Annotated in this window: 23 protein-coding genes and 2 tRNA genes; 7 read left to right on the top strand and 18 right to left on the bottom strand. The window is 34.8% G+C overall.

The features are described from left to right. The first annotated feature begins 25 nt into the window (after nt 1-25). Together DESAMIL20_RS00445 and DESAMIL20_RS00440 are read left to right on the top strand one after the other, a co-directional pair. The gene (locus DESAMIL20_RS00445) at nt 26-538 is read left to right on the top strand and encodes a glycosyltransferase (RefSeq protein WP_086032913.1); all 513 of its coding nucleotides are present in this window, start codon (nt 26-28) and stop codon (nt 536-538) included. Then, a complete protein-coding gene (locus DESAMIL20_RS00440; protein ID WP_086032912.1) occupies nt 498-1,106 on the top strand; it encodes a pyrimidine 5'-nucleotidase in 609 nt (202 codons plus the stop codon). Before DESAMIL20_RS00445 ends, DESAMIL20_RS00440 begins: the two co-directional genes overlap by 41 nt. Here DESAMIL20_RS00440 and speB read toward each other — a convergent pair. The 9 genes from speB to DESAMIL20_RS00395 form a co-directional block, all read right to left on the bottom strand. Further along, nucleotides 1,101-1,928, bottom strand: a complete 828-nt coding sequence (speB, locus tag DESAMIL20_RS00435) for an agmatinase (protein WP_086032911.1) — start codon at nt 1,926-1,928, stop codon at nt 1,101-1,103. The two genes, DESAMIL20_RS00440 and speB, sit on opposite strands and share 6 nt — an antisense overlap. After that, on the bottom strand, nt 1,925-2,407 hold the full coding sequence (locus DESAMIL20_RS00430) for a pyruvoyl-dependent arginine decarboxylase (RefSeq protein WP_086032910.1): 483 nt from the start codon (nt 2,405-2,407) through the stop codon (nt 1,925-1,927). The genes speB and DESAMIL20_RS00430 overlap by 4 nt, the downstream gene beginning before the upstream one ends. Then, nucleotides 2,404-2,802 carry an adenosylmethionine decarboxylase gene (gene speD, locus DESAMIL20_RS00425; RefSeq protein ID WP_086032909.1) on the bottom strand — a complete coding sequence of 133 codons (399 nt, stop codon included), beginning with the start codon at nt 2,800-2,802 and terminating at the stop codon, nt 2,404-2,406. The genes DESAMIL20_RS00430 and speD overlap by 4 nt, the downstream gene beginning before the upstream one ends. A gap of 129 nt (nt 2,803-2,931) precedes the next feature. Next, nucleotides 2,932-3,444, bottom strand: a complete 513-nt coding sequence (locus DESAMIL20_RS00420) for a hypothetical protein (protein WP_086032908.1) — start codon at nt 3,442-3,444, stop codon at nt 2,932-2,934. Then, a complete protein-coding gene (locus DESAMIL20_RS00415) occupies nt 3,441-4,511 on the bottom strand; it encodes a PilW family protein (RefSeq protein ID WP_086032907.1) in 1,071 nt (356 codons plus the stop codon). The genes DESAMIL20_RS00420 and DESAMIL20_RS00415 overlap by 4 nt, the downstream gene beginning before the upstream one ends. Then, nucleotides 4,508-4,900: a type IV pilus modification PilV family protein gene (locus tag DESAMIL20_RS00410; protein ID WP_086032906.1), complete on the bottom strand. Its 393-nt coding sequence runs from the start codon at nt 4,898-4,900 to the stop codon at nt 4,508-4,510. The genes DESAMIL20_RS00415 and DESAMIL20_RS00410 overlap by 4 nt, the downstream gene beginning before the upstream one ends. After that, entirely contained in the window at nt 4,878-5,321 is a 444-nt protein-coding gene (locus tag DESAMIL20_RS00405) for a prepilin-type N-terminal cleavage/methylation domain-containing protein (protein WP_086032905.1), read from the bottom strand. Before DESAMIL20_RS00405 ends, DESAMIL20_RS00410 begins: the two co-directional genes overlap by 23 nt. Beyond that, nucleotides 5,306-8,665 carry a pilus assembly protein gene (locus tag DESAMIL20_RS00400; protein WP_086032904.1) on the bottom strand — a complete coding sequence of 1,120 codons (3,360 nt, stop codon included), beginning with the start codon at nt 8,663-8,665 and terminating at the stop codon, nt 5,306-5,308. The genes DESAMIL20_RS00405 and DESAMIL20_RS00400 overlap by 16 nt, the downstream gene beginning before the upstream one ends. Next, a complete protein-coding gene (locus DESAMIL20_RS00395) occupies nt 8,662-8,937 on the bottom strand; it encodes a hypothetical protein (protein ID WP_086032903.1) in 276 nt (91 codons plus the stop codon). The genes DESAMIL20_RS00400 and DESAMIL20_RS00395 overlap by 4 nt, the downstream gene beginning before the upstream one ends. 171 nt (nt 8,938-9,108) lie before the next feature. On the opposite strand from DESAMIL20_RS00395, the gene nikR reads away from it, so the two are divergent. Next, nucleotides 9,109-9,522, top strand: a complete 414-nt coding sequence (gene nikR / locus DESAMIL20_RS00390; RefSeq protein WP_086032902.1) for a nickel-responsive transcriptional regulator NikR — start codon at nt 9,109-9,111, stop codon at nt 9,520-9,522. 1 nt (nt 9,523) lies between these two features. Here nikR and DESAMIL20_RS00385 read toward each other — a convergent pair whose 3' ends face one another. The 3 genes from DESAMIL20_RS00385 to DESAMIL20_RS00380 all read right to left on the bottom strand — a co-directional run bounded on the left by DESAMIL20_RS00385 (nt 9,524) and on the right by DESAMIL20_RS00380 (nt 10,741). Continuing rightward, nucleotides 9,524-9,733 (bottom strand): ATP-binding cassette domain-containing protein, encoded by a 210-nt coding sequence (locus tag DESAMIL20_RS00385; RefSeq protein WP_143340207.1) that lies wholly within the window; start codon nt 9,731-9,733, stop codon nt 9,524-9,526. After that, the gene (locus tag DESAMIL20_RS10425) at nt 9,720-9,878 is read right to left on the bottom strand and encodes a hypothetical protein (protein WP_158090464.1); all 159 of its coding nucleotides are present in this window, start codon (nt 9,876-9,878) and stop codon (nt 9,720-9,722) included. Before DESAMIL20_RS10425 ends, DESAMIL20_RS00385 begins: the two co-directional genes overlap by 14 nt. Before the next feature lie 71 nt (nt 9,879-9,949). Then, the gene (locus tag DESAMIL20_RS00380; protein ID WP_086032900.1) at nt 9,950-10,741 is read right to left on the bottom strand and encodes a COG4705 family protein; all 792 of its coding nucleotides are present in this window, start codon (nt 10,739-10,741) and stop codon (nt 9,950-9,952) included. Between the two features lie 509 nt (nt 10,742-11,250). On the opposite strand from DESAMIL20_RS00380, the gene DESAMIL20_RS00370 reads away from it, so the two are divergent. The 4 genes from DESAMIL20_RS00370 (at nt 11,251) to DESAMIL20_RS00355 (ending at nt 13,066) form a co-directional block, all read left to right on the top strand. Beyond that, a tRNA-Ser gene (locus tag DESAMIL20_RS00370) sits at nt 11,251-11,340 on the top strand. Between the two features lie 10 nt (nt 11,341-11,350). After that, nucleotides 11,351-11,444: transfer RNA gene (locus DESAMIL20_RS00365), tRNA-Ser, on the top strand. A 6-nt stretch (nt 11,445-11,450) separates the two neighbouring features. Further along, nucleotides 11,451-12,119, top strand: a complete 669-nt coding sequence (locus DESAMIL20_RS00360; RefSeq protein WP_086032898.1) for a M48 family metallopeptidase — start codon at nt 11,451-11,453, stop codon at nt 12,117-12,119. Beyond that, the gene (locus DESAMIL20_RS00355) at nt 12,116-13,066 is read left to right on the top strand and encodes a hypothetical protein (protein ID WP_086032897.1); all 951 of its coding nucleotides are present in this window, start codon (nt 12,116-12,118) and stop codon (nt 13,064-13,066) included. The genes DESAMIL20_RS00360 and DESAMIL20_RS00355 overlap by 4 nt, the downstream gene beginning before the upstream one ends. On the opposite strand, the gene DESAMIL20_RS00350 is transcribed toward DESAMIL20_RS00355, so the two are convergent. From DESAMIL20_RS00350 to DESAMIL20_RS00325, 6 genes are read right to left on the bottom strand one after another with little or no spacing between them, the layout of a single operon-like run. After that, the gene (locus DESAMIL20_RS00350) at nt 13,052-14,356 is read right to left on the bottom strand and encodes a diguanylate cyclase (RefSeq protein WP_086032896.1); all 1,305 of its coding nucleotides are present in this window, start codon (nt 14,354-14,356) and stop codon (nt 13,052-13,054) included. The two genes, DESAMIL20_RS00355 and DESAMIL20_RS00350, sit on opposite strands and share 15 nt — an antisense overlap. Further along, nucleotides 14,357-15,430 (bottom strand): prephenate dehydratase, encoded by a 1,074-nt coding sequence (gene pheA / locus DESAMIL20_RS00345; protein WP_086032895.1) that lies wholly within the window; start codon nt 15,428-15,430, stop codon nt 14,357-14,359. A 7-nt stretch (nt 15,431-15,437) separates the two neighbouring features. Next, entirely contained in the window at nt 15,438-16,388 is a 951-nt protein-coding gene (locus DESAMIL20_RS00340) for an acetyl-CoA carboxylase carboxyltransferase subunit alpha (protein ID WP_086032894.1), read from the bottom strand. 3 nt (nt 16,389-16,391) lie between these two features. Further along, entirely contained in the window at nt 16,392-17,984 is a 1,593-nt protein-coding gene (gene cimA / locus DESAMIL20_RS00335; protein WP_086032893.1) for a citramalate synthase, read from the bottom strand. Nucleotides 17,985-18,001: 17 nt separating this feature from the next. Beyond that, complete coding sequence (locus DESAMIL20_RS00330) at nt 18,002-19,222, bottom strand: aspartate kinase (protein WP_086032892.1); 1,221 nt, start codon at nt 19,220-19,222, stop codon at nt 18,002-18,004. 11 nt (nt 19,223-19,233) lie between these two features. Then, entirely contained in the window at nt 19,234-21,366 is a 2,133-nt protein-coding gene (locus DESAMIL20_RS00325) for an FtsK/SpoIIIE family DNA translocase (protein WP_143340206.1), read from the bottom strand. Nucleotides 21,367-21,368: the final 2 nt, after the last annotated feature.

Below are 21,368 nucleotides of genomic sequence, written 5' to 3'. Positions count from 1 at the left end.
TTTTACTTTTTATACGTATCAATAAATTTCTGGCTCAAAAGGGTTTTTTTATTTGCTAGAGGCTTTTAAAATCGCATGCAAAGATAAAGATTTTTTTAAAAAAGCGCATTTAATAGCAACAGGACAAAACGATATTAAAAAATTTAAAGCTAAAGCAAGTAAACTACACATAGAAGACAAAATAATTTCTTTTGAAAAAAGAAACGATTTAGAAAAATTTTATAAATCAGCTGACTGCTTTGCTTATCCAAGTCTATACGATAGTGCGGGCTTTGTAATAGAAGAAGCCCTTGCCTGTAGTTTGCCAGTTATTGCAAGTAAATTTGCTGGCTACAGCAAACTTGTAAAAAAAGCAAAAACCAGAGTTGTAATTGACCCAACAGATATTAATAAATTTTCGGAAGTTTTATTGGATTTCTTCTATAAAAGTAAAGAAGAGTTAAATAAGCTTCCTTGCAATGCGTCTAACTTTATGATAAAATTAAACAGTATTAAAGATGAAGACATTTTTGATAGATTTAGACAAAACACTTTATAAACCTCAAACAGGTATATTTGAAGAGATAAACAAAAATATAAAAAAATTTATGATACAGCATTTAAACCTTCAAGAGCAATTTGTAGAAAACTTAAGGGTACATTATGTTAAAACTTACGGCTCAACGCTTATGGGCTTAATAAAAAACTACAATATTGACCCATATGTTTTCTTAGATTTTGCGCATAGTGTAGATTTATCAACCATTAATCCAAACAGCATTATAAAAGAAAAGCTAAGGTCAATAAAAGGCAGAAAAATTATTTTTACCAGCGCGCCCAAAAAACATGCCTTAAATGTACTTGAGCGTTTAGAAATTTTAGATGAATTTAACGATATATTCGATATTATTGAAGCAGACTTTATTGCCAAACCAAACAAAGAACCCTATATAAAGGTAACACAAAAATTCCCATCGAGACTTTACACAATGATTGACGATATGGAACAAAATTTAATTACAGCGAAATTGTTCAAATTTAAAACAATACTTATTAATAAGAACAAATCTACTCAGGTGGATTTGTGTGTTGAAAGCTTTGAAGAAATACCTGTAGAGCTTTTATAACAAACACAAAACTTCCCTTACTACACTTGCTGCAACAATTGATGAAACACCACTTACATCATATTGGGGCGATAGTTCAACCACATCGCATCCTACTATATTTAAAACGCTAATTTTTTTCAGACAATCAATCAGTTCTTTGTATGTAACGCCACCTGGCTCTGGCGTGCCTGTTCCAGGAAAAATCGAAGGGTCTAAAACATCTAAATCTATAGTAAGATAAACGGGTTTACTGCTAATTTTATCAACATAATCTTGGACTTTGTCAAAATTAAACAAGCATAGATTGTCTTTTCTATATGGAAGGTTTAAATCTGTAATATTTAAACTTCTAATCCCAAGTTGATAAACATTTTCAAAACCAACTATTTCAGATATACGTCTAATTACACTTGCGTGAGAGAGTTTTTCTGAACGATAAGAATCTATCAAATCACTGTGGGCATCTAAGTGTACAACAGCAAGGTTTTCGTATTTCTTGCTAAATGTTTTAATCAGAGGAAAACTAATTAAATGCTCCCCGCCAATTGACAAAAGCTTTTTTTTATTTTTAATTAGCTTAAAAGAAAATTTTTCTACAATATCCAAAACAAGCTCTTTATCCCCAAATGGCAAAGGTATATCGCCCATATCGCATATCTTTTTTTCTCTTAAATCCTTATCAAAATAAGGTGAATAAGACTCAATTCCGTCAGAATTTTCTCTAATAGCATTTGGAGCAAATCGTGATCCTGGCCTAAAACTGGATGTGCCATCATATGGCACACCCACTAAAACTATATTTGATTTTTCATAACTTGAAGTAGCGCAGTAGTATTTCATTTCCACCATAACACAACACAGGCAAAGGCACAACCGTTTCTTTCTACAATGTGTTCAGCAGAAATACTTACGATTTTTCCAATTTCATAGTCACGCTTTTCCATACCCCATTTTGCCATTTCAATAACCACTCTCTCAGCTTCAATTTTTGAAATATCATAATCTTCGTATTCCATTATGAGGCCATTTTTTGTTTTATCTTTAGGTATAGCACAAGCTACAGCAGCAGAGATCTTCTGGCCTTCTTTTTTAGAAACAATCGATGCATACGCCACAGGTACCAATGATCCAAGTGGTAATTTGATGTTGTCTTGGTATTCGCAGTTTGGTGGCAAAATTGAGCTCATTTTAACAAGGTTTGTATTACCTATGCCACTTTCGAGCAAAGCTACATCGAATGCGTTAAGCAATGTTAACCCTTCAGCACTTGACGATGAAAGTTTATAGATATTCGGCGCAGTTAGAAAGATATTATTCATTGCTCTACCGCCAAATTACATTGAGCTTTATATGTAAAATGTTCTAAATCAAGCACACCTCGCAACACCTCTTGCTCTTTAGTGTATAGTGGTTTGAGCAAATTTTTAAGGTACTCGTGTGCTTTCCATGGATCTGCAGAATCCCCGCATGTAAAAAAATCTATCGCCGCATAGCCATACTCCGGCCATGTGTGAATAGCCAAATGAGATTCAGCTATTATAACAATACCGCTTACGCCAAAAGGTTGGAAGGTACGAAAAGAAGAAGAAATTACAGTAGCATTTGCAGCTCTTGCTGCACCATTTAAGAATTTTTCCAAAGCCATTGCATCATTTAAGATGCCCTTATCACAGCTAAAGTACTCCGCTAAAATATGCCTCCCGAGTGCCTTCACCCATGTGCCCTCCTTCAAACAAAAAATTTTCACTAAATTTCTTAATGCGCACTTATGCACTAGCAGGGTTTTTTAACATTTATTTGCTAAAATGTCAATAGTTTATTTTAGTAATTTATAAAGCAAATTTTATTTACCTACATAATATACAAAATCAATCCCAGCCTTGTCCAGCTTTGTAGGATCCGTAGCATCTACAGAAACAGCATAAGTATAGGCAGCAGGTGTACTACTTGCTGCACAAGCAGGTGCTATCGTAGTTGAAGTAATTGTAATGCCTACATTATAATAATCGCTACTTGAGTTTATCTTGCCAAAATTTATAGTAATATCTGGGCTAGAATTTAGACAGCTACCCCAATACTGCGTAGGGTTTTCTCTCTTTATTCGAAAACAGCTTTGATCATTTATAGAATATGTACCTGCTGGCAAATTTGGATTTTGACCCCAATACAGTGCATCCATGATAACCTCTGCACCACCAATAGCCGCATCATGTGCACTACTGTATTGCTTATGCATACTACTCATCTTTGTACTTTCAACCACAAGCCAAAGTAGAGCACCAATCAAAGCTAAAGTCATAAAACTAAGTAAAATTGCTACAATTAAGGCTATACCCTCTTCACTTGACTTTTTCATTGCACTAAATTCCTTGGTACAATTGATAATTTTATTGTCTTCCACTGGTAGTGCACTTGATTACCAGCTGGCGTAAAAGAGCTTAAGGTACCTGTATCGGTATCGCCTAAATTAATTGTATTTGCATTAGTGTATTCTGGATTAAATTTGCCAGACTGCTGGATTATAAAAATTCTTACCTCTTGGGTATTTTGAGAATCAATAACACTGCCAAAGGGATTTTTACTTGTAAACCATTGTCCATTGCTTTTAATGGCAACTTGAAATTTTGCGACGCAATCTAAAAGCGGTTGTTTATTCATTCCGCCGTTTGCTTGATTAATTGTAGTCCTGTATAACTCGTATGTAGAAGGCTCGCAAAACTTTGGCAAATTCGTATTATCCAAAAAATAATCTACACGGTTAAATGGCATGCGTAGTGTAGTATCTGGGCTTACACCATAGACTATATATGTATAATCCGATGGTGGTATATTGGCGTTTGAGGGCAGTGTACTTAATTTAAAGTAGTAAAGCCCACTTGATTTTGCGTATAAGTCACGCTTATTTAGTATTATAACGTAATCATTGTCGTCTGAACCTGGCCTAAAGTGATAATCAGATTCAGCAGCTGGCCAGGCTAATTGATCAGTGTATCCTTGAATCTGCCAACTAGAACCATCATAGTACATTATGCTCCATTTTTTAGAAGCGCTATTTATGTTTGCTAAGCAAGAACGTATGACTAAATATGAGGCATTGTTGTATGTGCCAATTTGGTACGGCCATGGCACACCTGGTGCCACATTGTAAGTTTTTGCTGGAGAAGAGACTGCCTCATTATAATTGCTTGAGTCTACAGTATTTGGTATGCTTTGGGTTAATCCGTAGCCAGCCATCTCGCAATCGTACCTTAATAAAGTCGTACCCATAAGCGTGTTTATTTGTGATTTTGTTGTGCTTGAATGGTAAAATGAGAGTTTTAAAACCCTTACAAAAGTATAATATCCTATAGCCAAAGCTACCATTAGTATAAACAGTGTAACAATGACTTCTATTAGAGTAAAACCCTTTTCGCGATCACTCATTGATTCCTCACAACGATAATTCTTGTTGTATGCTCCTGTTTTCCTTTATATGCCCAGCTAAAATCTGCAGTACAAATAGTATTTGAACCCTGATCTTGTTTTGTAGTTTGAATTGTGTAATTTGGAATATATTTTTGTATAGTAGAGTTTGTTATATTGATTGTTGTGGGTGAAACATAATTGTCACATAGTGAGATGTTAGATTCTATAGCATTTCTTTGTTGACCAATGATGTTGAGTAAAGCGTTCCTTACTTCATTTTGTACTTCTACATTCATACTTAAGTTTAAAGCGCCCAAAAGGCCAACTAAGGCGACAATTATTATAAATAAAGCAATAATTGCTTCTATTAAAGAAAAACCACTATTACTGCGTGCAACTTGTGCCATTGTATACTCCAGAAATTATCTTTGTAAAAGAAACACTTGTACAATTGGGATTGTTTGCCTGTGTAGTATATATGCTTGCAGGCGTAGGGTAGCCTAATGGATAAAATATAACAACAGCGTTTTGAGGGTTTGTATAACAAGCGTATTTTAAAGCAATAGGACCCTTTATCGTTTTATTGTTTGTAGTATCTACTATAGTGCAACTATATTGTGAGATTATCACATTTACCTTAACTTTTCTTGTAAAAGCGTAAGTTTTTGCATAATCAAGGTCTGCTTCAATGCGATTAAATTGGCTTGTGATCTGAAAGCTTTTCATGTATTTATTAAAATTTGGTATAGCAATCGCTAAGGCTATAGCCAAGATAGCTATCGTAATAATCACTTCTAATAAAGTAAACGCCCTTACTTTTCTAACCATTGTATGATAATTCCTTTATTTGTTCCAGCGCTAACTTTTGCAGGTTTTTTTATAGAAGGAATGCCGCTAAATGTCCCAATTTTACCCGTTGTATTTGAGCTATTAGCGCTTGCTGCATAAATACCACCGGAAGAAGTTGAGATAAGATATATATCTGTGCTAGTATTTGGTGCACCTGTGCCGCACATTAAAGACCATACATTCGCCTGACCACCATAGCCCGATATACAAAGAGAGTTTGAAACGTTATTAGTGCCTGTAGGCAAAGCCGTTGTAAATGTCACAGCAGTGCTTCCTGATGATGGATCACTAATGTCACGCTCACCATTATCAGTTAATGGCATATACCAAGAAAATCCGGGCACATAAGAAGCATTGATTTGATTTGAAGGTGTTATTTTTGTTATATTATTGGTTGTGCAAGAGGCAGAATTTATGCACTCAGTTACATCAACACCAAAAATATTTTCATTTGGCAAAGTTATACCATCTGTAGGTTTAAAATACCTCCCTGTGCCAAAGTAAATATACTGTCTTATATTTTGACACTTAGACGTGGCTACTTGAGCAGTAACTGGCCCAATATCCATACCCAACGGAACTGGGATAACTTGCCATTTTGCATAATCCGAATTCTCAAAAGTATTTAGCAAAAAAACTTTACCATGCCAATTGTTGTTTGGATCCTGATAAGAAATTCCAAAAGGTATAGCCTGAGTTAGGCTATTTGCATTATCTACAATACCACCTGTAAATAGTCTGCCTCCAAAAGCTTTTTGGTAAGTTGAGCCACCAAAATTTGTAATTGTTTGCAGTAGTTGTCCAGAAAGTAGATCTATAATAAATAAACTCAAAGACTGCGTTGATGTGCCATCATAATTCGTTGGACCAGATAAAAATACTGCAAAATACTTATTTTGCGTACCATCGTATTCTTTTATGATAGCAGGACCAGAATAGCTAAAACCCAAAGCAAGATTACTGAACTCCCACAATAGTAAAGGGTTTTTAGGGTCTGTAACATCTAGTGCATAGTAAGAAGAATAGCCAGCATCAGTTAAAGGGCTAACACAACCACCAAATCTCATGCCGCCAATTAAAATTGTTTTAACACCATTGTTAGTATATATTCTAAATACAAATGGCTCTAAATCACTAAAATAGATATGTTTGCTTGAGTCATAATTTGGGTCTGCTAAATATTTTAGATACGGTAGAGAATTTTTTGGTATAAAAGCCCAAAGCTCACTACCTACTTGATTGTTTCCATCACTGCATGCCACATTTCCACTAGAATCTACTGTAAACTTATTATCGTTGCACAGTACAACAACTGGGTCTTGTTTGTATGTATTTATAGGCTGACCAAGCAAAAATGCATGCAGCATCCCATCATTTGCACCAACAAAAATCACATTGTATGTTTTTGAAGCATCCGTATAGTCAACTGCCTGCATCACAGATGGTGAAGAGTAGACTATATCACCTAATTTCCACACACCAGATACACCAACACTTCGACTCCTTGCGCCCAAATCTGTAAAATCTGTACCCCTTATATAGTTAATTAAATTAGCTGCCTGGTTTGAACTACCTAAATAGCTTGGCAAACTGCCAAAATACGGACTTATTGAATCTACTTCTACTTTGCTTGTGCCAAAAGAAATAAGTGTTTTACCATCTGTTGTGGTATATATTGTTCTATCATCTGGGAGAGTGCTTAGCAGTACAGCACCTGCTTCAAAAATAGGCTTATTTTGATCAAGTATTGTTGATTGATTTGTAGAGCCAAATGTGATAGTTGTGTCGCTTGGGTTTAATTGCTTATTGCCATCATTGTCTGCTTTTATTTGAGGTGCGCTACCTGCGCTTTGCTGAAGCCACCAAGCATAAAGCTTACCAACCCATGAAACCTTAGCGCCATTATCAAAAGTTTTCTGAGGCCAAAATACAGATTGCAGCAATATAGAACCCTGGTTACTCGTGCTTGCAATAGCAGCAGATGAGCCAGATGAAACATTTTTTGCAATATCCTGAAATATTGCAGATAGGCTATTTTTTAGCTGACTTGCGTTATTTGAGCTAAAAGTTGTAGGAGGGTTTGTAGTAGTGGGGTCTGGTTCTGGAGTGGAGCAGTAACTACCGTATGCATATTTATAATAATCCGTATTTTCGCAATCACTTGAACACGACGGGCAATTTGTAGGATAGCTGCTAATATTTGTTGAGCCATACAGTGACACATTTTTTAGCGCTTTAAAACCGCAATAGCCGCTGCCTGTTGGTAAAAACATACCCACTGTGTATACTTTGTTGATTGTAAAATTTGTATTGTTTAATGGGCGGCTAAATTTGTTGTACATATACCATGCAGGCTTTAGCGGGTCACCGCCACTATTCCAGTCGCCATCAGACATTAAAATTACATAGTTGTTAGCGCATTCTGCAGAGCAAAAACTACAGCTTTTAGTTATACAATCTGACTTACACGGCTGATACATAGGGTCTTTCCAGGTACCTTTAGAAGTGTTAAAGCCATTGCTGTAGCTATAACCTTGTCCCTCACAGTCCGTACCAATATTAAGTGTGCTTTGATTAAAATAGTCTAGCGCTGCTTTCATAGCAGGACCCGTTGCTGTCGATCCACCAGGCGTTGCACTATTTATCATTCTAATAAGGTTTGTATATGGATTGTTAGGGCCTGTGTTACCCGATTTATCGTAATCACCAATATAAACTTTACTTGCACTCACATTGTTCGAAAACATCTCTAAACCAATGCGAGGCTTTGTATTTTGCGTGCTGTTTGCTAAAGATAATAATAAAGAATTATTGATGCGGCTCATAGGTGTAAGTACATCTACTCCATTATAAGTAGTCAGCATAATATCGTTGCCATTGTTATTAAGCCTAGGGTCACAACTTTGATTATTATTAGAACAATACTTTGGCGAGCCTCCCGTTAAAACCCACTGTAATAAGTCAATACGTGTCATATAGTGAAAGTTTAAATATGAACCGCAATATCCACCATCAACTCTTCGATCAGTAGGACATTTAGCAGAGTTTACCTGTGATTGATACCAATAACCATCGTTACTATTATAAGAGTAAACCGCGTTGGGGTCAAAATAACCCTCTTCTGTGCCAGTGTATCTTCCTGTATATGCCTTCCAGCTCATAGAACCACTAATATCCATTACAATTAGCACATTTGGCGGTATTGATACTGCTGAGCCCAAAAACGGCGGTATAGCTGAAGCAGAGGGTGACTTACAATCAGCCATAGCATACGGGCTAAACATTAAAAAAGCCCATAGCACCAAAAGCAGTTTTTTAATCATCTTTGCTCTCCTACTTTGGCTTTATTGCAATCACTTATAACATACAAAGATATACCATCCCCAACGTTAAGTCCTTTTATAGCTTCGCTGTTTTCTATATCAAATGTATGCAAACCGCTGCACACTTTAGAGTACACTTTAACCTCAATGGCAGAATTTTTTGTATCAATAAATAAAACTTTACCTTCTATTCTTGTATATTCTTTTAATGCATACACACTGTGTAATAACAATGATAAAGTTATAATTATAGCCATAATAATCGTTTTCATAAAACCCCCTTGTTTTCCTATTTGTATTATTCTATATTTACTATTTTACAAAAGCAAGTAAAAAATTAAAAAAATGCAACGAAAATTTTAGCTTTATTGACAACAAAAGCACAGAAATGTACAATAATTTGTTGTTTTGATTTGCAAAAAAACACACGAAAGAGGTAGTTTATGGATGAAACTATTAGGTTTAGTATTTCACTGCCTGAGTCTTTGCTTAAAGAATTAGACGAAAAAATGATTAATAAAGGCTATGCTTCAAGATCTGAATTTGTACGGGATTTAATCAGAAAAGAGTTAATCGAAGAAAAGTGGTCTATCTCTGGAGAGGAAGTATTTGGTGTTTTAGCGCTCATCTATGACCATAACAAAAAAGAATTAGCAGAAAGATTAATTGACATTCAGCATCATACGCCCATAAATATTGTATGCGCAACACATATACACATAGATCACCACAACTGCCTTGAAACTATCATTCTAAGAGGTACTCCAGAGGCTATAGAAAACATTGCCATCAAAATAGGCGGCTTAACCGGTATAAAATTTTCAAAATTAACAAGAGCTGCTACGGTTGATAAATAATTTAGATCGGTATACATATTTTCTTGTTATTTTTGCTAATAAAATAAAACCCCATGCCGTACGTTTCCGCTATAGTATGTGGATTAGCTTGGGTGCTTTTACAAAAATCAAGCACCTTGCCATCTTTTAAAAAAATTAACGAGTGTGCATAGTTTATAGCAATGTTAATATCATGAATTGCTATTATGGCTATAAGCTCAGTCTTTTCCACCAAACCTTTTATAAGACGTATGGTGTCTATCTGATTTTTTAAATCGAGATTGTTTAGAAGCTCGTCTATAAGCAATAGCCCTTGAGTCTTGAGCCAAAAGCTGGGCAATCCTAACTTTTTGAGCCTCTTCCGCCACTGAGTTCATTAAACTTTTTTAATGCAAGGTGCTCTAAATTTAACCTTTTTATAATAAAAGGTTAAGTCAACTAGGAAACCCTAGTTGACTCTGTTTATTTTTTGATATGATAGTTTTTGGTTCGATTTTAAATTTAAATGTGCAAAAAAGATTAGCCCTGCTATAATAGCAAGCTCTACTGCAGAAGCATTTAGCGTGCCTAATCCGAAGCCATGCATTGAGAGGGGTTTTGTCAATAAATCCCCGAAAGTTGCGCCAAACGGTCTTGTAAAAACAAATGCTACCCAAAATAAAGCAATCTTGTTTACATTGCTAAAGTGATGCAATATTACTACTGCTAAAATTACACCTGTTGTAATAAATGTAGCACCCAAATAACCCAAACCTAAGCTATCAGACAGAAAATCTCCAAAAGCAGTACCTAAACTATTAGAAAACAATACAGCTATCCAGAAAAGCAACTCTTTTGTTTTGTCTGTCATAGGGTAAATGCTTAAATCGTTAAACTTTTTAAACCATGCGAATAAAGTCAAAAACAAACCAGTAGTTAAAATTAAACTACCCAAAGGGTAACCTAAGTGAAGCGTTCTATCAAGTAAATCTGAAATTTCTGTGCCTACCGTTGTTGTACCTACAATTGCAAGCCAAAAGTACAACGGCACATATTTTTTTGACGACAACTGGGCAGAAAGTGTAATCATCAAAAAGACAGCTGTCAACAAAAGTGTGATAGAATAACCTAAGTTTAGCGTCATAGATAAAAAATCTCCAAATGTCTCACCCAATGTGGTCGCTACAATTTTTGTTAGCCAAAACACCAGTCCAACCTCAGCAACCTTGTTAAAAATTTCAACCGAATCTGTATTTTGCATACCTGCACCTCCTAAGATTAATTTCGCCAACCACAATATCACAAAATACATTAACAAAGCATTAACAAACCCTACGCTTTTATTTTTTATTTTAATCCCAATTTGGCGTTTTTTAGGTGAATATATGCCACATGAATAGTACATGCACACTGGTTTATTGGTCTTTTTTAAAAAATTAAAAATTTAAAAATTTGATTTTTTGCTCGATGGGAAACTTGATTTATAAATGCTATAACCCTGTAAATACTGCCAATTCTAGCTGAAAAACCACATACGCATTTAGTATAAACCTTTAGATCAAACCCAGTTTTTACTTGTTTCAATATAGTCATCTTCCAATCTATCCATACAGCCAAGCACTAGTACACACACATACCCATACTCCACCAAATATTATATTAAACTAATAATATTAAATCTATATAACTTCTATATAACTTCGTCAAGCATTATTTTTACAAAAATACTTGAAAAAAAGTTTACATTTGTTATACTTATAAAAGTTTATCGGAGGAGTGGCCGAGTGGTTTAAGGCGGCGGTCTTGAAAACCGTTGAAGGTGTAAGCCTTCCGTGGGTTCAAATCCTACCTCCTCCGCCATTTTTTATTTGGAGAGGTGGCCGAGTTGGCCTAAGGCGCTCGCCTGCTAAGCGAGTGTAGGGGCAAAACCTCTACCGCGGGTTCGAATCCCGCCCTCTCCGCCAGTTTTTATGCAAGCGCAAGTTATTTTTTCTAAACGCAAAACCATAAGCCTTATCATAACAGATCATGCTGATTTGATTCTAAGGGTACCCTTTGGCACAGACAAAAAACTCATAAACAAAATTATAGATGAGAAAAAGGACTGGATCGAAAGAAAAATCAACGAAATTAAGCAAATTAAACCTGTTTCTAAAAACTCATATCAAGACAAAGAAACGTTTTATTATTTAGGAGAACTGCTTACTCTCAAAATAGTCAATTCGCAAAAAAACAGCGTCTTAATTGAAAACGAAACGCTTCTATTAAGCTTAAAAAAACAATCGAAACCAGAGTGCATTTTAATAAAATGGTATAAACAGCAAGCATCGAAATTTATTTTTCAGCGCTGTGTTTACTATGCAAACATACTTGGGTGCAAATTTAAAAGCATCACTATTACAAGTGCCAAAAAAAGGCTCGGATCTTGTGATTTTCAAAGAAACTTGAGGTTTAGTTTCTACAATATTTTACTAGATGAAGCCTATATTGATTATGTTGTTGTTCATGAGCTTTGCCATTTATTTTACCTAAACCACTCAAAAGCATTTTGGCAAAAAGTACAAAGCATTATGCCTGATTTCAAACAGAAAAGATTGTGGCTTAGGAAAAATTTTTATATAATGGTAAGTAGTTTATGATAACCAAAACAATTGTAAAAGAAGAGCTACGGTTATACAGCTCTTTTCCCACTATGAGTATATGCAGAGATTATTTGGCAATATTTTACAGGCAAGGCGTAGTTGACCATACAAACCCTCATGGCTTTTATGGCAAAGTACAGTGTATAAAAATAAAATTAAGTGAATTAGAGAGGTTTTTCGATCAAAACAACCCAATTAATATACAAGAAAGCCAATTATTTGAAAGCCAAAATGAACTGGACGCTATAGTTTCAAAATTAAATGATAATCTATACACGCTTGGCACGAGAATTTTTGTTAGAAATAAAATAAACGATGTATTTTTATCTGTATCTGAGAATTGCAATTTTAAGCATAGGCAAAAAGTTAGCGTTAAAGATATTAACCTGGCCGCTTTTTACGGTAAAGCATTAATTGTAAATTCTTACTATATATTTAGTGCATACGGCGCCCTAAAAGGCGAAAATTTTACAAGGCCCCTATTTATTGCAACAAAAGATTTTTCGCATTTTGAACTTTTTAGCTATCTAGATAGTTCTAAAGATTTAATGTTAAATGAAACTTCGGTAGCAAAAGCAAGCGATGTTTATATAGCATTTTCACGAAAAGATACTTACCCAAACTATGCTTTGTATTATAGCACTAGCAAAGATTTTATCAATTGGGATAAGCCAAAAAAATTCACAGACTTTGCTTTAGCCCCTATGGCAATAGATGTAAATGGCATAATATTTGTAAGTTTTAGGGACAATGAGGGTAATACAAACAAGATAAGCATTATAAACGTAAAAACACACGAAAAAAAGGTAATTGACACATACAAAGGCAGTCTATTTGATGGTGGCTATACAGATTTAGCCTTCATAAATGGATATATTTACATAGTCTACTACACAAACAATCAAGCACCATTTATAAAGATGACCAAATTAAAACCCTTTTAAATAATTTTTTGAGTCAAGCTTAGAAAAAAGCGGATAAACGCGGTTTCGACCATTTTCTTTGGCTAAATACAGATTGTTATCGGCAATCTTTATAAGCTCATCTATATTCATATCTTTAGCAAACTCAGAAACACCGATAGAAATTGTAATGTTAAAAGAAATAGTTTTGTTATTTTTAAAAGTTATAATTGTTTGAGCAATAGTAGAGAGAATTTTGTTTGCAAGCAAGCATGCCCCATAAAGGTCGGTGTTAGGTAGCGCAAGACAAAATTCCTCGCCGCCATAACGGCCAAATATATCTGACCTTCGTGTCATTTTTAAAACAATTTCTGCAAGTTTTTTTAAAACAAAATCACCTACATCGTGACCATAAGTATCATTTATTTTTTTAAAATAATCAATGTCTAAAATCATAAAAGAAAGTGGCTTGTTTTCTCTTATGCTCAAAGCAGAAAGATTTTCAAGAAAATGAAAAAACGTGCGTCTGTTGTAAATACCTGTTAAATAGTCTTTCTCGGATGTTTCTTTCAATCGCTTAATTAACTTTGAAATTCTAATATTTGCCCTGATTCGCGCAAAAAATTCATTAATATTGTATGGCTTATAAATAAAATCATCCGCCCCTAAATCCAAAATTTCAGATAATATATCCTTTTGTCTAAAAGCTGTAAGACCCACAATTGGTATAGTAATAAAACGCTCATCAGACTTTAAAATACTAATCAAATCGTATCCAGTGTATTGTGGTAAAAAAATATCCATCAAAATAACATCTACATCATACCCACTCAACAGATACCTCATAGCTTCAACAGCATTTTTTGCACTAACTGGTTGTATGTTTTTGAGCCTTAGTTGTTGACAAATGGTTTCATTTTGAAGCATAGAGTCTTCTACAACCAACACACTACCTTCTGTAATTTTTTCATTAAAATAGTCTAATAAATACGTTAATAGTTCACCTTGGTTAAATGGCTTTTTTAAAAAATCAAATGCGCCTAAATTGAATGCCTCCTTTTCGTAATAATCCCCTTCATTAGCAGTCAAAATCACAACGGGTAAAAAGATTAAGTTTAATTCTTCTTTTATTTTTTTTAACAGTTCAAAGCCATTCATTTGTGGCATTTCACCATCAATCACAGCAAAATCAAGCCTTTGACCCCTAAGCAGAAAATTATAAGCGTATATGCCATCTTCGAAAATTTCTAAATCAAAATAATCTTGAAGTTCTTTTTTTATAATGGCTCTTATTGTGGAACTATCATCGCAAATTAAAATTCGCTTTTTCACTTATTTAATATATTTTGGATATGAACCCAAAAGTTTAACAAACGGCACAATCTCACTTAAACTGTCAAAAGCTTTTTTTACACTTTCAGACTCAATATGTCCATCAACATCAACATAAAATATGTAAGACCAATTTTCTTGTTTTGATGGTCTAGATTCTATGCGCGTCAAATTAATCTGATTGTCATAAAATATTTTTAAAATGGAATACAGCGCTCCAACCTTATCGTGTATTGAAAACATCAATGAAGTTTTGTCTTCTCCGCTTGGCGATGGGATATGCTTGCCTATAACCAAAAAGCGCGTTACATTGTTTATTTTATCTTCAATGCCCCTTGCAAGCACATTTAAATCGTACAAACTACTTGCTGCCAAAGACGATATAGCGGCTACACTCTTGTCTTTTGCTGCAATTTTTGCCGCTTTTGCAGTAGAGGCGGTTTCTAACAGTATAGCGTTTGGTAAGTGTTTTTTGAGCCAATTTTTACACTGGCCAAGGGCGTTTGGGTGTGAATATACAGCTTTAATTTCACTCAAACTGGTTGCTTTGGACAGCAAATTATGCTTTATATCTACCATAACCTCAGAAACAATCTTTACATTTGAGTTTACAAACATATCAAGTGTATAGTTAACAACGCCTTCAATGGAATTTTCTATTGGCACAACACCAAAATCAGCCCTATCCTGTTCCACATCAAAAAAAACATCCTCAATAGATTCTTCTGGTTGGTAGTAAAGACTTGTACCAAATTTCTCAATTGCCGCTTGGTGTGTAAATGTAGCTTCTGGGCCCAAATAACTTATCGTGAGCGGCTCTTCCATTTTAATTGAAACACTCATTATTTCTCTAAAAATTGCCTTTAGAGAATTTTTATTCATAAAGGTAAGCTTTAGGCTATCAAGTGCCTTGTAAATTTGATTTTCTCTTTCTGGTGCGTAGAACGATAAACTTTTTTCGCGCTTTATAGCACCAACTTCTTTTACAATCTCTAAGCGCTTCTCTAAAAGTTCTATTATTTTATTGTCTATTTCATTTATTTGAACCCGCAAATCTTGCAAATCTTTATTCATTTAAGCCTCACAAGAAATTCGTTGTCATAGTGCGCCATTTTTCCCATCTTTTATCCAATAACTTTCTTGGATTATTCCGTGTTAATTCTTTTAAGTTTTCCACGATGTAATTTTTTATTGCATAGGCTGTTTGTTGAGGATTTCTGTGTGCTCCACCAAGCGGTTCTTCAATAATATCATCTATAACTTTTAAATCATACAAATCTTTAGCTGTTACATGCATGGCTTTTGCAGCTTCAACAACATGGTTACCATCGCGCCACAAAATAGAAGAACACCCCTCAGGCGATATAACACCATAAATAGCAAACTGAAGCATAGCGACTTTATCGCCCACAGATAAAGCAAGTGCTCCGCCACTACCGCCTTCGCCCGTTATGATGCAAATCGTAGGCACTTTTAAACCAGGCATAATGTATAAATTCCTTGCAATTGCCTCTGATTGGCCACGCTCTTCGGCACCTATGCCAGGATATGCACCAGGTGTATCCACAAATGTTATAATAGGCAGGTTAAATTTTTCTGCTAGCTTCATAACCCTTTGAGATTTGTGGTAGCCTTCTGGGTTTGCCATCCCAAAGTTTCTATAGAGATTCTCTTTTGTATTGCGACCCTTTTGGTGGCCTATGATAGCTACTTTGTATTTATCAATATAACCAAATCCAGCTATAATAGCCTTGTCATCTGCAAATAACCTATCACCATGCACTTCAACAAAGTCTTTAACAATAAAATTTACAAAATCAAGCGTATATGGCCTGTTGGGGTGTCTTGCAATTTTAATAACTTTATCAATGGATAAATTTTTAAATTCTTCTCTTATTATCTCGTTTTTTTTACGCTCTAGAGCTTCTATCTCTTCGTGAACATCAATTGAACTATTGAGTGCCATTTGTCTTAGATTCTCTATTTCTTCTTCTACTTCATAAATAGGTTTTTCAAAATCATAAATAAACATAACTCACCTCTTACTCACCAAACCATCATCTTTCATTAATTTATATATTATTGAATCAAACAGTGCTTTTTTCGATGCCTCGATGACATCTTCGCCTACACCAACCGTTTCCCACCTATCCTTTTTATCTGTAGATTGGATTAATACCCTTACGCTTGCACCTGTGCCTTGCACACTTTTTAGAATTCTAACCTTGTAGTCAATAAGCGCTAACTCTGCAAGGTTTGGATAAAAAACAATCAAAGCTTTTCTTATAGCATTATCAAGTGCATTAACAGGACCATTGCCAAGGCTTGCGGTGTGTTCAATTTTGTCTTTTACTTTAACAATAACTGTAGCTTCAACAGGACTGCGCTGACTTTTATCGCATCGCTCTCTATCTATTACAGTGTATGATAATACTTCAAAATAGTCTCTAATCTCACCTCTGTGTTTTCTAAGCAACAATTCAAACGATGCGTCAGCGGTTTCAAAGTAGTAGCCTTCGTTTTCAAGTTTTTTAATCTCAGCTAACGCATTTTTGCCTGCTTTTGAATCTTTATCAATAGGTATGCCTATATTTTGGGCTTTGTATATAATGTTGCTAATTCCGGAAAGATCCGATACCAACACTCTTTGTGAGTTACCCACAAGCTCTGGTACAATATGCTCATAAGTTTTGGAATTTTTTAATATTGCACTTACATGAACGCCACCTTTGTGAGCAAAAGCACTCTCCCCAACAAATGGCAAATGCTTATTATGGTGTAAATTAAGTATTTCGTCAATTTTTTTAGACACTATAGTAAGCTTTTTTAAATTTTCATCGCTTATGCAATCTATACCCATTTTTAATTTTAAATTTGGAATAATAGAGCACAAATTAGCATTTCCACAACGCTCACCATAGCCATTTATAGTGCCTTGAACATGCACGATACCATGATTTACCGCTAAAATAGTATTTGCAACACCAAGCTCAGAATCATTGTGCTGGTGTATACCAAGCACTGCATTTGGAAATTTTAATTTTACCTTTTCTATAATCTCTTCAATCTCCCAAGGCATTATACCACCATTTGTATCGGCTAGCACAATAACATCTGCTCCACCTTCTACAGCTGATTGCAATGTTTTTAGGGCATATTCCGGGTCATTTTTAAAACCATCAAAAAAATGCTCTGCATCGTAGATAAACTCATCACAATGTTTTTTTAAATACTGAACGGAGTCATATATAATCTCAAGGTTTTCACTCAGTGATATTTTAAGAGCATCTTTTACATGCAAATCCCAGCTTTTGCCAAAAATCGTAATAACAGGCGTTTGGCTTTCAACTAACTGTATGATATTTGGATCATCTTCAACTTTGAGTTTAGCCCTTCTTGTAGAACCAAATGATGAGATTTTAGCGTTTTTTAAATGTAGGCTTTTTGCCTGTCTAAAATAATCCTCATCTTTTGGGTTTGAACCTGGCCAACCACCTTCGATATAATGAACACCTAAATCATCTAAAATTTCTGTTATTGTAAGTTTATCTTCAACAAGCAAACTAACATCTTCTGATTGTGTACCATCCCTTAGCGTTGTGTCAAATATTTTAACTTGATCGTGCATTTCCCCCTCCAAATATATTATTCTTTATCTAACCCAAATGCAGTATGTAGGGCCCTTACGGCTAGCTCTAAGTACTTTTCTTCAATTATACAGGAAACTTTGATTTCTGACGTTGTAATCATTAGTATGTTTATTCCTTCTTTTGCTAGTGTACCAAACATTTTAGCTGCAACACCAGGGTGAGATCTCATGCCAACTCCAACAATAGATACCTTAGCTATATCTTTTCTAACCTCAATCTCACTTGCACTAATCTCTTTGATAATTGATTTTAATAGATCGTAGGCTTTGTCTGCTTCATTTCGTGGGACAGTAAAAGAAATATCTGTATAGCCCTCTTCACTTGCATTTTGTACAATCACATCTACATTAATGTTTTTTTCTGCTATAGCCCCAAATATCTTTGCTGATGTGCCTGGTTTGTCTGGCACCTTGACAATAGTAATTCTTGCTTGATTTTTGTCATGCGCAATACCTGAAACTAATGCTTTTTCCATATTTTCATCCTCCCATGTTACTAATGTGCCTGGATTATAAGTATAACTTGATATAACCATAATTGGCATTCTATACTTCATGCCAAACTCAACTGACCTAATTTGCAAAACCTTTGAGCCTAAACTTGCAAGTTCCATCATTTCTTCGTAAGTAATTTTATCAAGTTTTCGGGCTTTTTCTACAATCCTTGGGTCTGCTGTGTAGACTCCATCTACATCCGTATAGATTTCGCATACATCTGCTTTAATGGCACAAGCAACGGCCACAGCTGTTGTGTCAGAACCACCCCTGCCAAGCGTTGTAACATCGCCTGTATCTTCTGATATACCTTGAAAACCTGCGACAATTACAACATAATTATCCTCAAGCATATTTAAAATCTTTTTTGCATCAATGTTTTTTATACGTGCCTTAGTGTGAGCAGAATCCGTTACTATGCCACACTGTCTGCCAGTCAAAGCAGCAGCTTTAACGCCAAACTCGTTTAAATAAATTGCAACAAGTGCACTTGAGATACGCTCGCCACTTGAGAGCAATAAATCCATCTCACGTTCTTTTGGACTTTTTGATAAAGCATAAGCCATCTCTACAAGCTTATCCGTTTCTCCAGCCATTGCAGAAATAGTTACAACAACTTTGTTGCCTTTTTCTTTAGTTTCTTTAATGTGCTTACAAACATTTTTAATTTTCTCTAGTGTCCCAACTGATGTACCACCATACTTTTGAACTATAAGGCCCATTTAAACCCCCTTTATATTAGTAATTCCCTTTTACCCTTATCGTCTGGTTTTGACAGTATGCCCATTTTTTCCATTTGCTCTACAATACGAGCTGACCTATTGTAGCCAATCTTCAACCTTCTTTGAATATAGGAAATTGTTGGTGAACCACCATCTTTAATAATTTTTAACGCTTCATCAAAAAGCTCGTCTTTTTCTTCGTCTAATTCTTCTTCTATACCACTTTCTTCTTTGGCTTCATTTATGAGTTCTTCGTTATAGATAGGTGTACCTTGAGATTTTACATAGTTAATAATAGCTTTTAGTTCATCATCGGTAATAAATGCTCCATGAACACGTGTCATATGTGATGTTCCAGGCTGCAAAAATAACATATCGCCCCTGCCAAGCAACATCTCAGCACCTTGCGAGTCCAAAATCGTTCTTGAGTCAATTTTAGATGACACCTTAAATGAAATACGCGCGCTAAAGTTAGCTTTAATAAGACCTGTCAATACATCCACACTGGGCCGCTGCGTTGCAACAATTAGGTGAATGCCAGCAGCTCTAGCCATTTGAGCAAGCCTTGCAATTGACAGCTCAACTTTTTTAGATGATACCATCATTAAATCAGATAACTCATCTATTACGACAACTATATATGGAAATGGCGGATAATCTATTGAGCCGTTTTTTGCTTTTTCATTAAAGCCATCTATGTTTCTAACGCCTGATTCGCTCATTATTTTATACCTTGTCTCCATCTCTTTTACCAAGGCAGCCAGTGCACCACTTGCTTGTTTTGGATCTATAACGGGTGGCATCAATAAATGAGGCATGCCATCATACATAGAAAGCTCAATCATTTTTGGATCAATAAGAACAAGTTTAATATCATCTGGTGTAGACTTATATAGTATGCTTACGATCATTGTATTTAGCCCAACACTCTTTCCTGCTCCTGTTGCCCCTGCAATCAATAAGTGGGGCATTTTAGCTAAATCAGCTATAAAAGGATTTCCCATTATATCTTTACCCAAAGCTAATGTCAATGAAGATTTTGAGTTAAGAAACAACTTTGATGCCAATATTTCCTTCATGTATACTGTTTGGATCTGCCTATTTGGGATTTCAATACCTACGACATTTTTACCTGGAATGGGAGCTATGATTCTTACAGCAATAGCCTTCATAGCCATAGCTAAATCATTTGCTAAATTGGCAATTTTACTAATTTTTATACCAGATGAAGGTTTAAACTCATAGAGTGTTACTACAGGTCCAGGTCTTACCTCAACTGTTTTTCCTGTCACACCAAAATTTCTTAATTTTTCTTCTAAAATTTTAACATTTTCTAAAATTTCGTTTTCTTCAACTTCTTTGTTTATATGCACCGGATCATTTAATAGCTCTATGTTTGGCAAAATATACCCATTTTTTGTCTTATTTCCCAAATTTTGTGTTATCTGGATACCATCTTCTTTTGTTAAATTGCGCTTAATACTGATATTTAACTTTTTTTCAATATTTGTATCTATAGCTTTTTTATCTTCTTCGACTATGCTTTGCGATTGTAACTGTGGCGCATCTATTTTACTTTGTTGTATCATAGGCTGTTTTTCTTTGATTTTTGGTTTTATGTTAATTTTTTTTTTGAACTTAATTTTTTTTAACAGACTGATAATGAATAAAAACATCTCTTTTGTAGAAAACAACAAGCACAAAGCAGCAATTGGTGAGAAAATTACCATTATACCTACTCTGCCAAGGTAAAATTCTAAAAAACTACCCATATAATAGCCGCTTAAACCATAAAGAAAATATCCATTTTGAGTTAAATACTGCCTACCTTCAGCACCAAATAAAATATATAGCATTATGTTTATAGCTACAACAAACAAAAAAACAAACACAATACTTCTTATAAGCTTTATAGGCTTTATTAAGTATGCAAATACGCTGGTAAAAAGTAAAAAAGGTAATGCATAAGAAAGTATACCAAAATTTGTGAAGAAAAAATTTGAAATATCAGCACCAACATACCCAATAAGGTTGTGTATTTGCGTATGCGGATAAAACGTATCGTGAAAATCATAAGAGATTATAGCTAAAAAAATTATGAGTAATATGAATGTATATACGGCCGAAAAAGTCTGTCTTTTCAAAA

The organism is Desulfurella amilsii (assembly GCF_002119425.1).
Classification (GTDB): domain Bacteria; phylum Campylobacterota_A; class Desulfurellia; order Desulfurellales; family Desulfurellaceae; genus Desulfurella; species Desulfurella amilsii.
This window is presented reverse-complemented; position numbering and strand designations above follow the sequence as displayed.

What these genes read in the sequence shown, in the direction of transcription:
- DESAMIL20_RS00430 (WP_086032910.1), bottom strand. Translation starts at nt 2,407, where the DNA reads ATGAATAATATCTTTCTAACTGCGCCGAATATCTATAAACTTTCATCG.
- DESAMIL20_RS00405 (WP_086032905.1), bottom strand. Translation starts at nt 5,321, where the DNA reads ATGGTTAGAAAAGTAAGGGCGTTTACTTTATTAGAAGTGATTATTACG.
- DESAMIL20_RS00355 (WP_086032897.1), top strand. Translation starts at nt 12,116, where the DNA reads ATGATAACCAAAACAATTGTAAAAGAAGAGCTACGGTTATACAGCTCT.
- DESAMIL20_RS00410 (WP_086032906.1), bottom strand. Translation starts at nt 4,900, where the DNA reads ATGGCACAAGTTGCACGCAGTAATAGTGGTTTTTCTTTAATAGAAGCA.
- DESAMIL20_RS00400 (WP_086032904.1), bottom strand. Translation starts at nt 8,665, where the DNA reads ATGATTAAAAAACTGCTTTTGGTGCTATGGGCTTTTTTAATGTTTAGC.
- DESAMIL20_RS00415 (WP_086032907.1), bottom strand. Translation starts at nt 4,511, where the DNA reads ATGAGTGATCGCGAAAAGGGTTTTACTCTAATAGAAGTCATTGTTACA.
- DESAMIL20_RS00330 (WP_086032892.1), bottom strand. Translation starts at nt 19,222, where the DNA reads ATGGGCCTTATAGTTCAAAAGTATGGTGGTACATCAGTTGGGACACTA.
- cimA (WP_086032893.1), bottom strand. Translation starts at nt 17,984, where the DNA reads ATGCACGATCAAGTTAAAATATTTGACACAACGCTAAGGGATGGTACA.
- DESAMIL20_RS00440 (WP_086032912.1), top strand. Translation starts at nt 498, where the DNA reads ATGAAGACATTTTTGATAGATTTAGACAAAACACTTTATAAACCTCAA.
- nikR (WP_086032902.1), top strand. Translation starts at nt 9,109, where the DNA reads ATGGATGAAACTATTAGGTTTAGTATTTCACTGCCTGAGTCTTTGCTT.
- DESAMIL20_RS00360 (WP_086032898.1), top strand. Translation starts at nt 11,451, where the DNA reads ATGCAAGCGCAAGTTATTTTTTCTAAACGCAAAACCATAAGCCTTATC.
- DESAMIL20_RS00380 (WP_086032900.1), bottom strand. Translation starts at nt 10,741, where the DNA reads ATGCAAAATACAGATTCGGTTGAAATTTTTAACAAGGTTGCTGAGGTT.
- pheA (WP_086032895.1), bottom strand. Translation starts at nt 15,430, where the DNA reads ATGAATAAAGATTTGCAAGATTTGCGGGTTCAAATAAATGAAATAGAC.
- DESAMIL20_RS10425 (WP_158090464.1), bottom strand. Translation starts at nt 9,878, where the DNA reads ATGAACTCAGTGGCGGAAGAGGCTCAAAAAGTTAGGATTGCCCAGCTT.
- DESAMIL20_RS00420 (WP_086032908.1), bottom strand. Translation starts at nt 3,444, where the DNA reads ATGAAAAAGTCAAGTGAAGAGGGTATAGCCTTAATTGTAGCAATTTTA.
- DESAMIL20_RS00395 (WP_086032903.1), bottom strand. Translation starts at nt 8,937, where the DNA reads ATGAAAACGATTATTATGGCTATAATTATAACTTTATCATTGTTATTA.
- DESAMIL20_RS00340 (WP_086032894.1), bottom strand. Translation starts at nt 16,388, where the DNA reads ATGTTTATTTATGATTTTGAAAAACCTATTTATGAAGTAGAAGAAGAA.
- speB (WP_086032911.1), bottom strand. Translation starts at nt 1,928, where the DNA reads ATGAAATACTACTGCGCTACTTCAAGTTATGAAAAATCAAATATAGTT.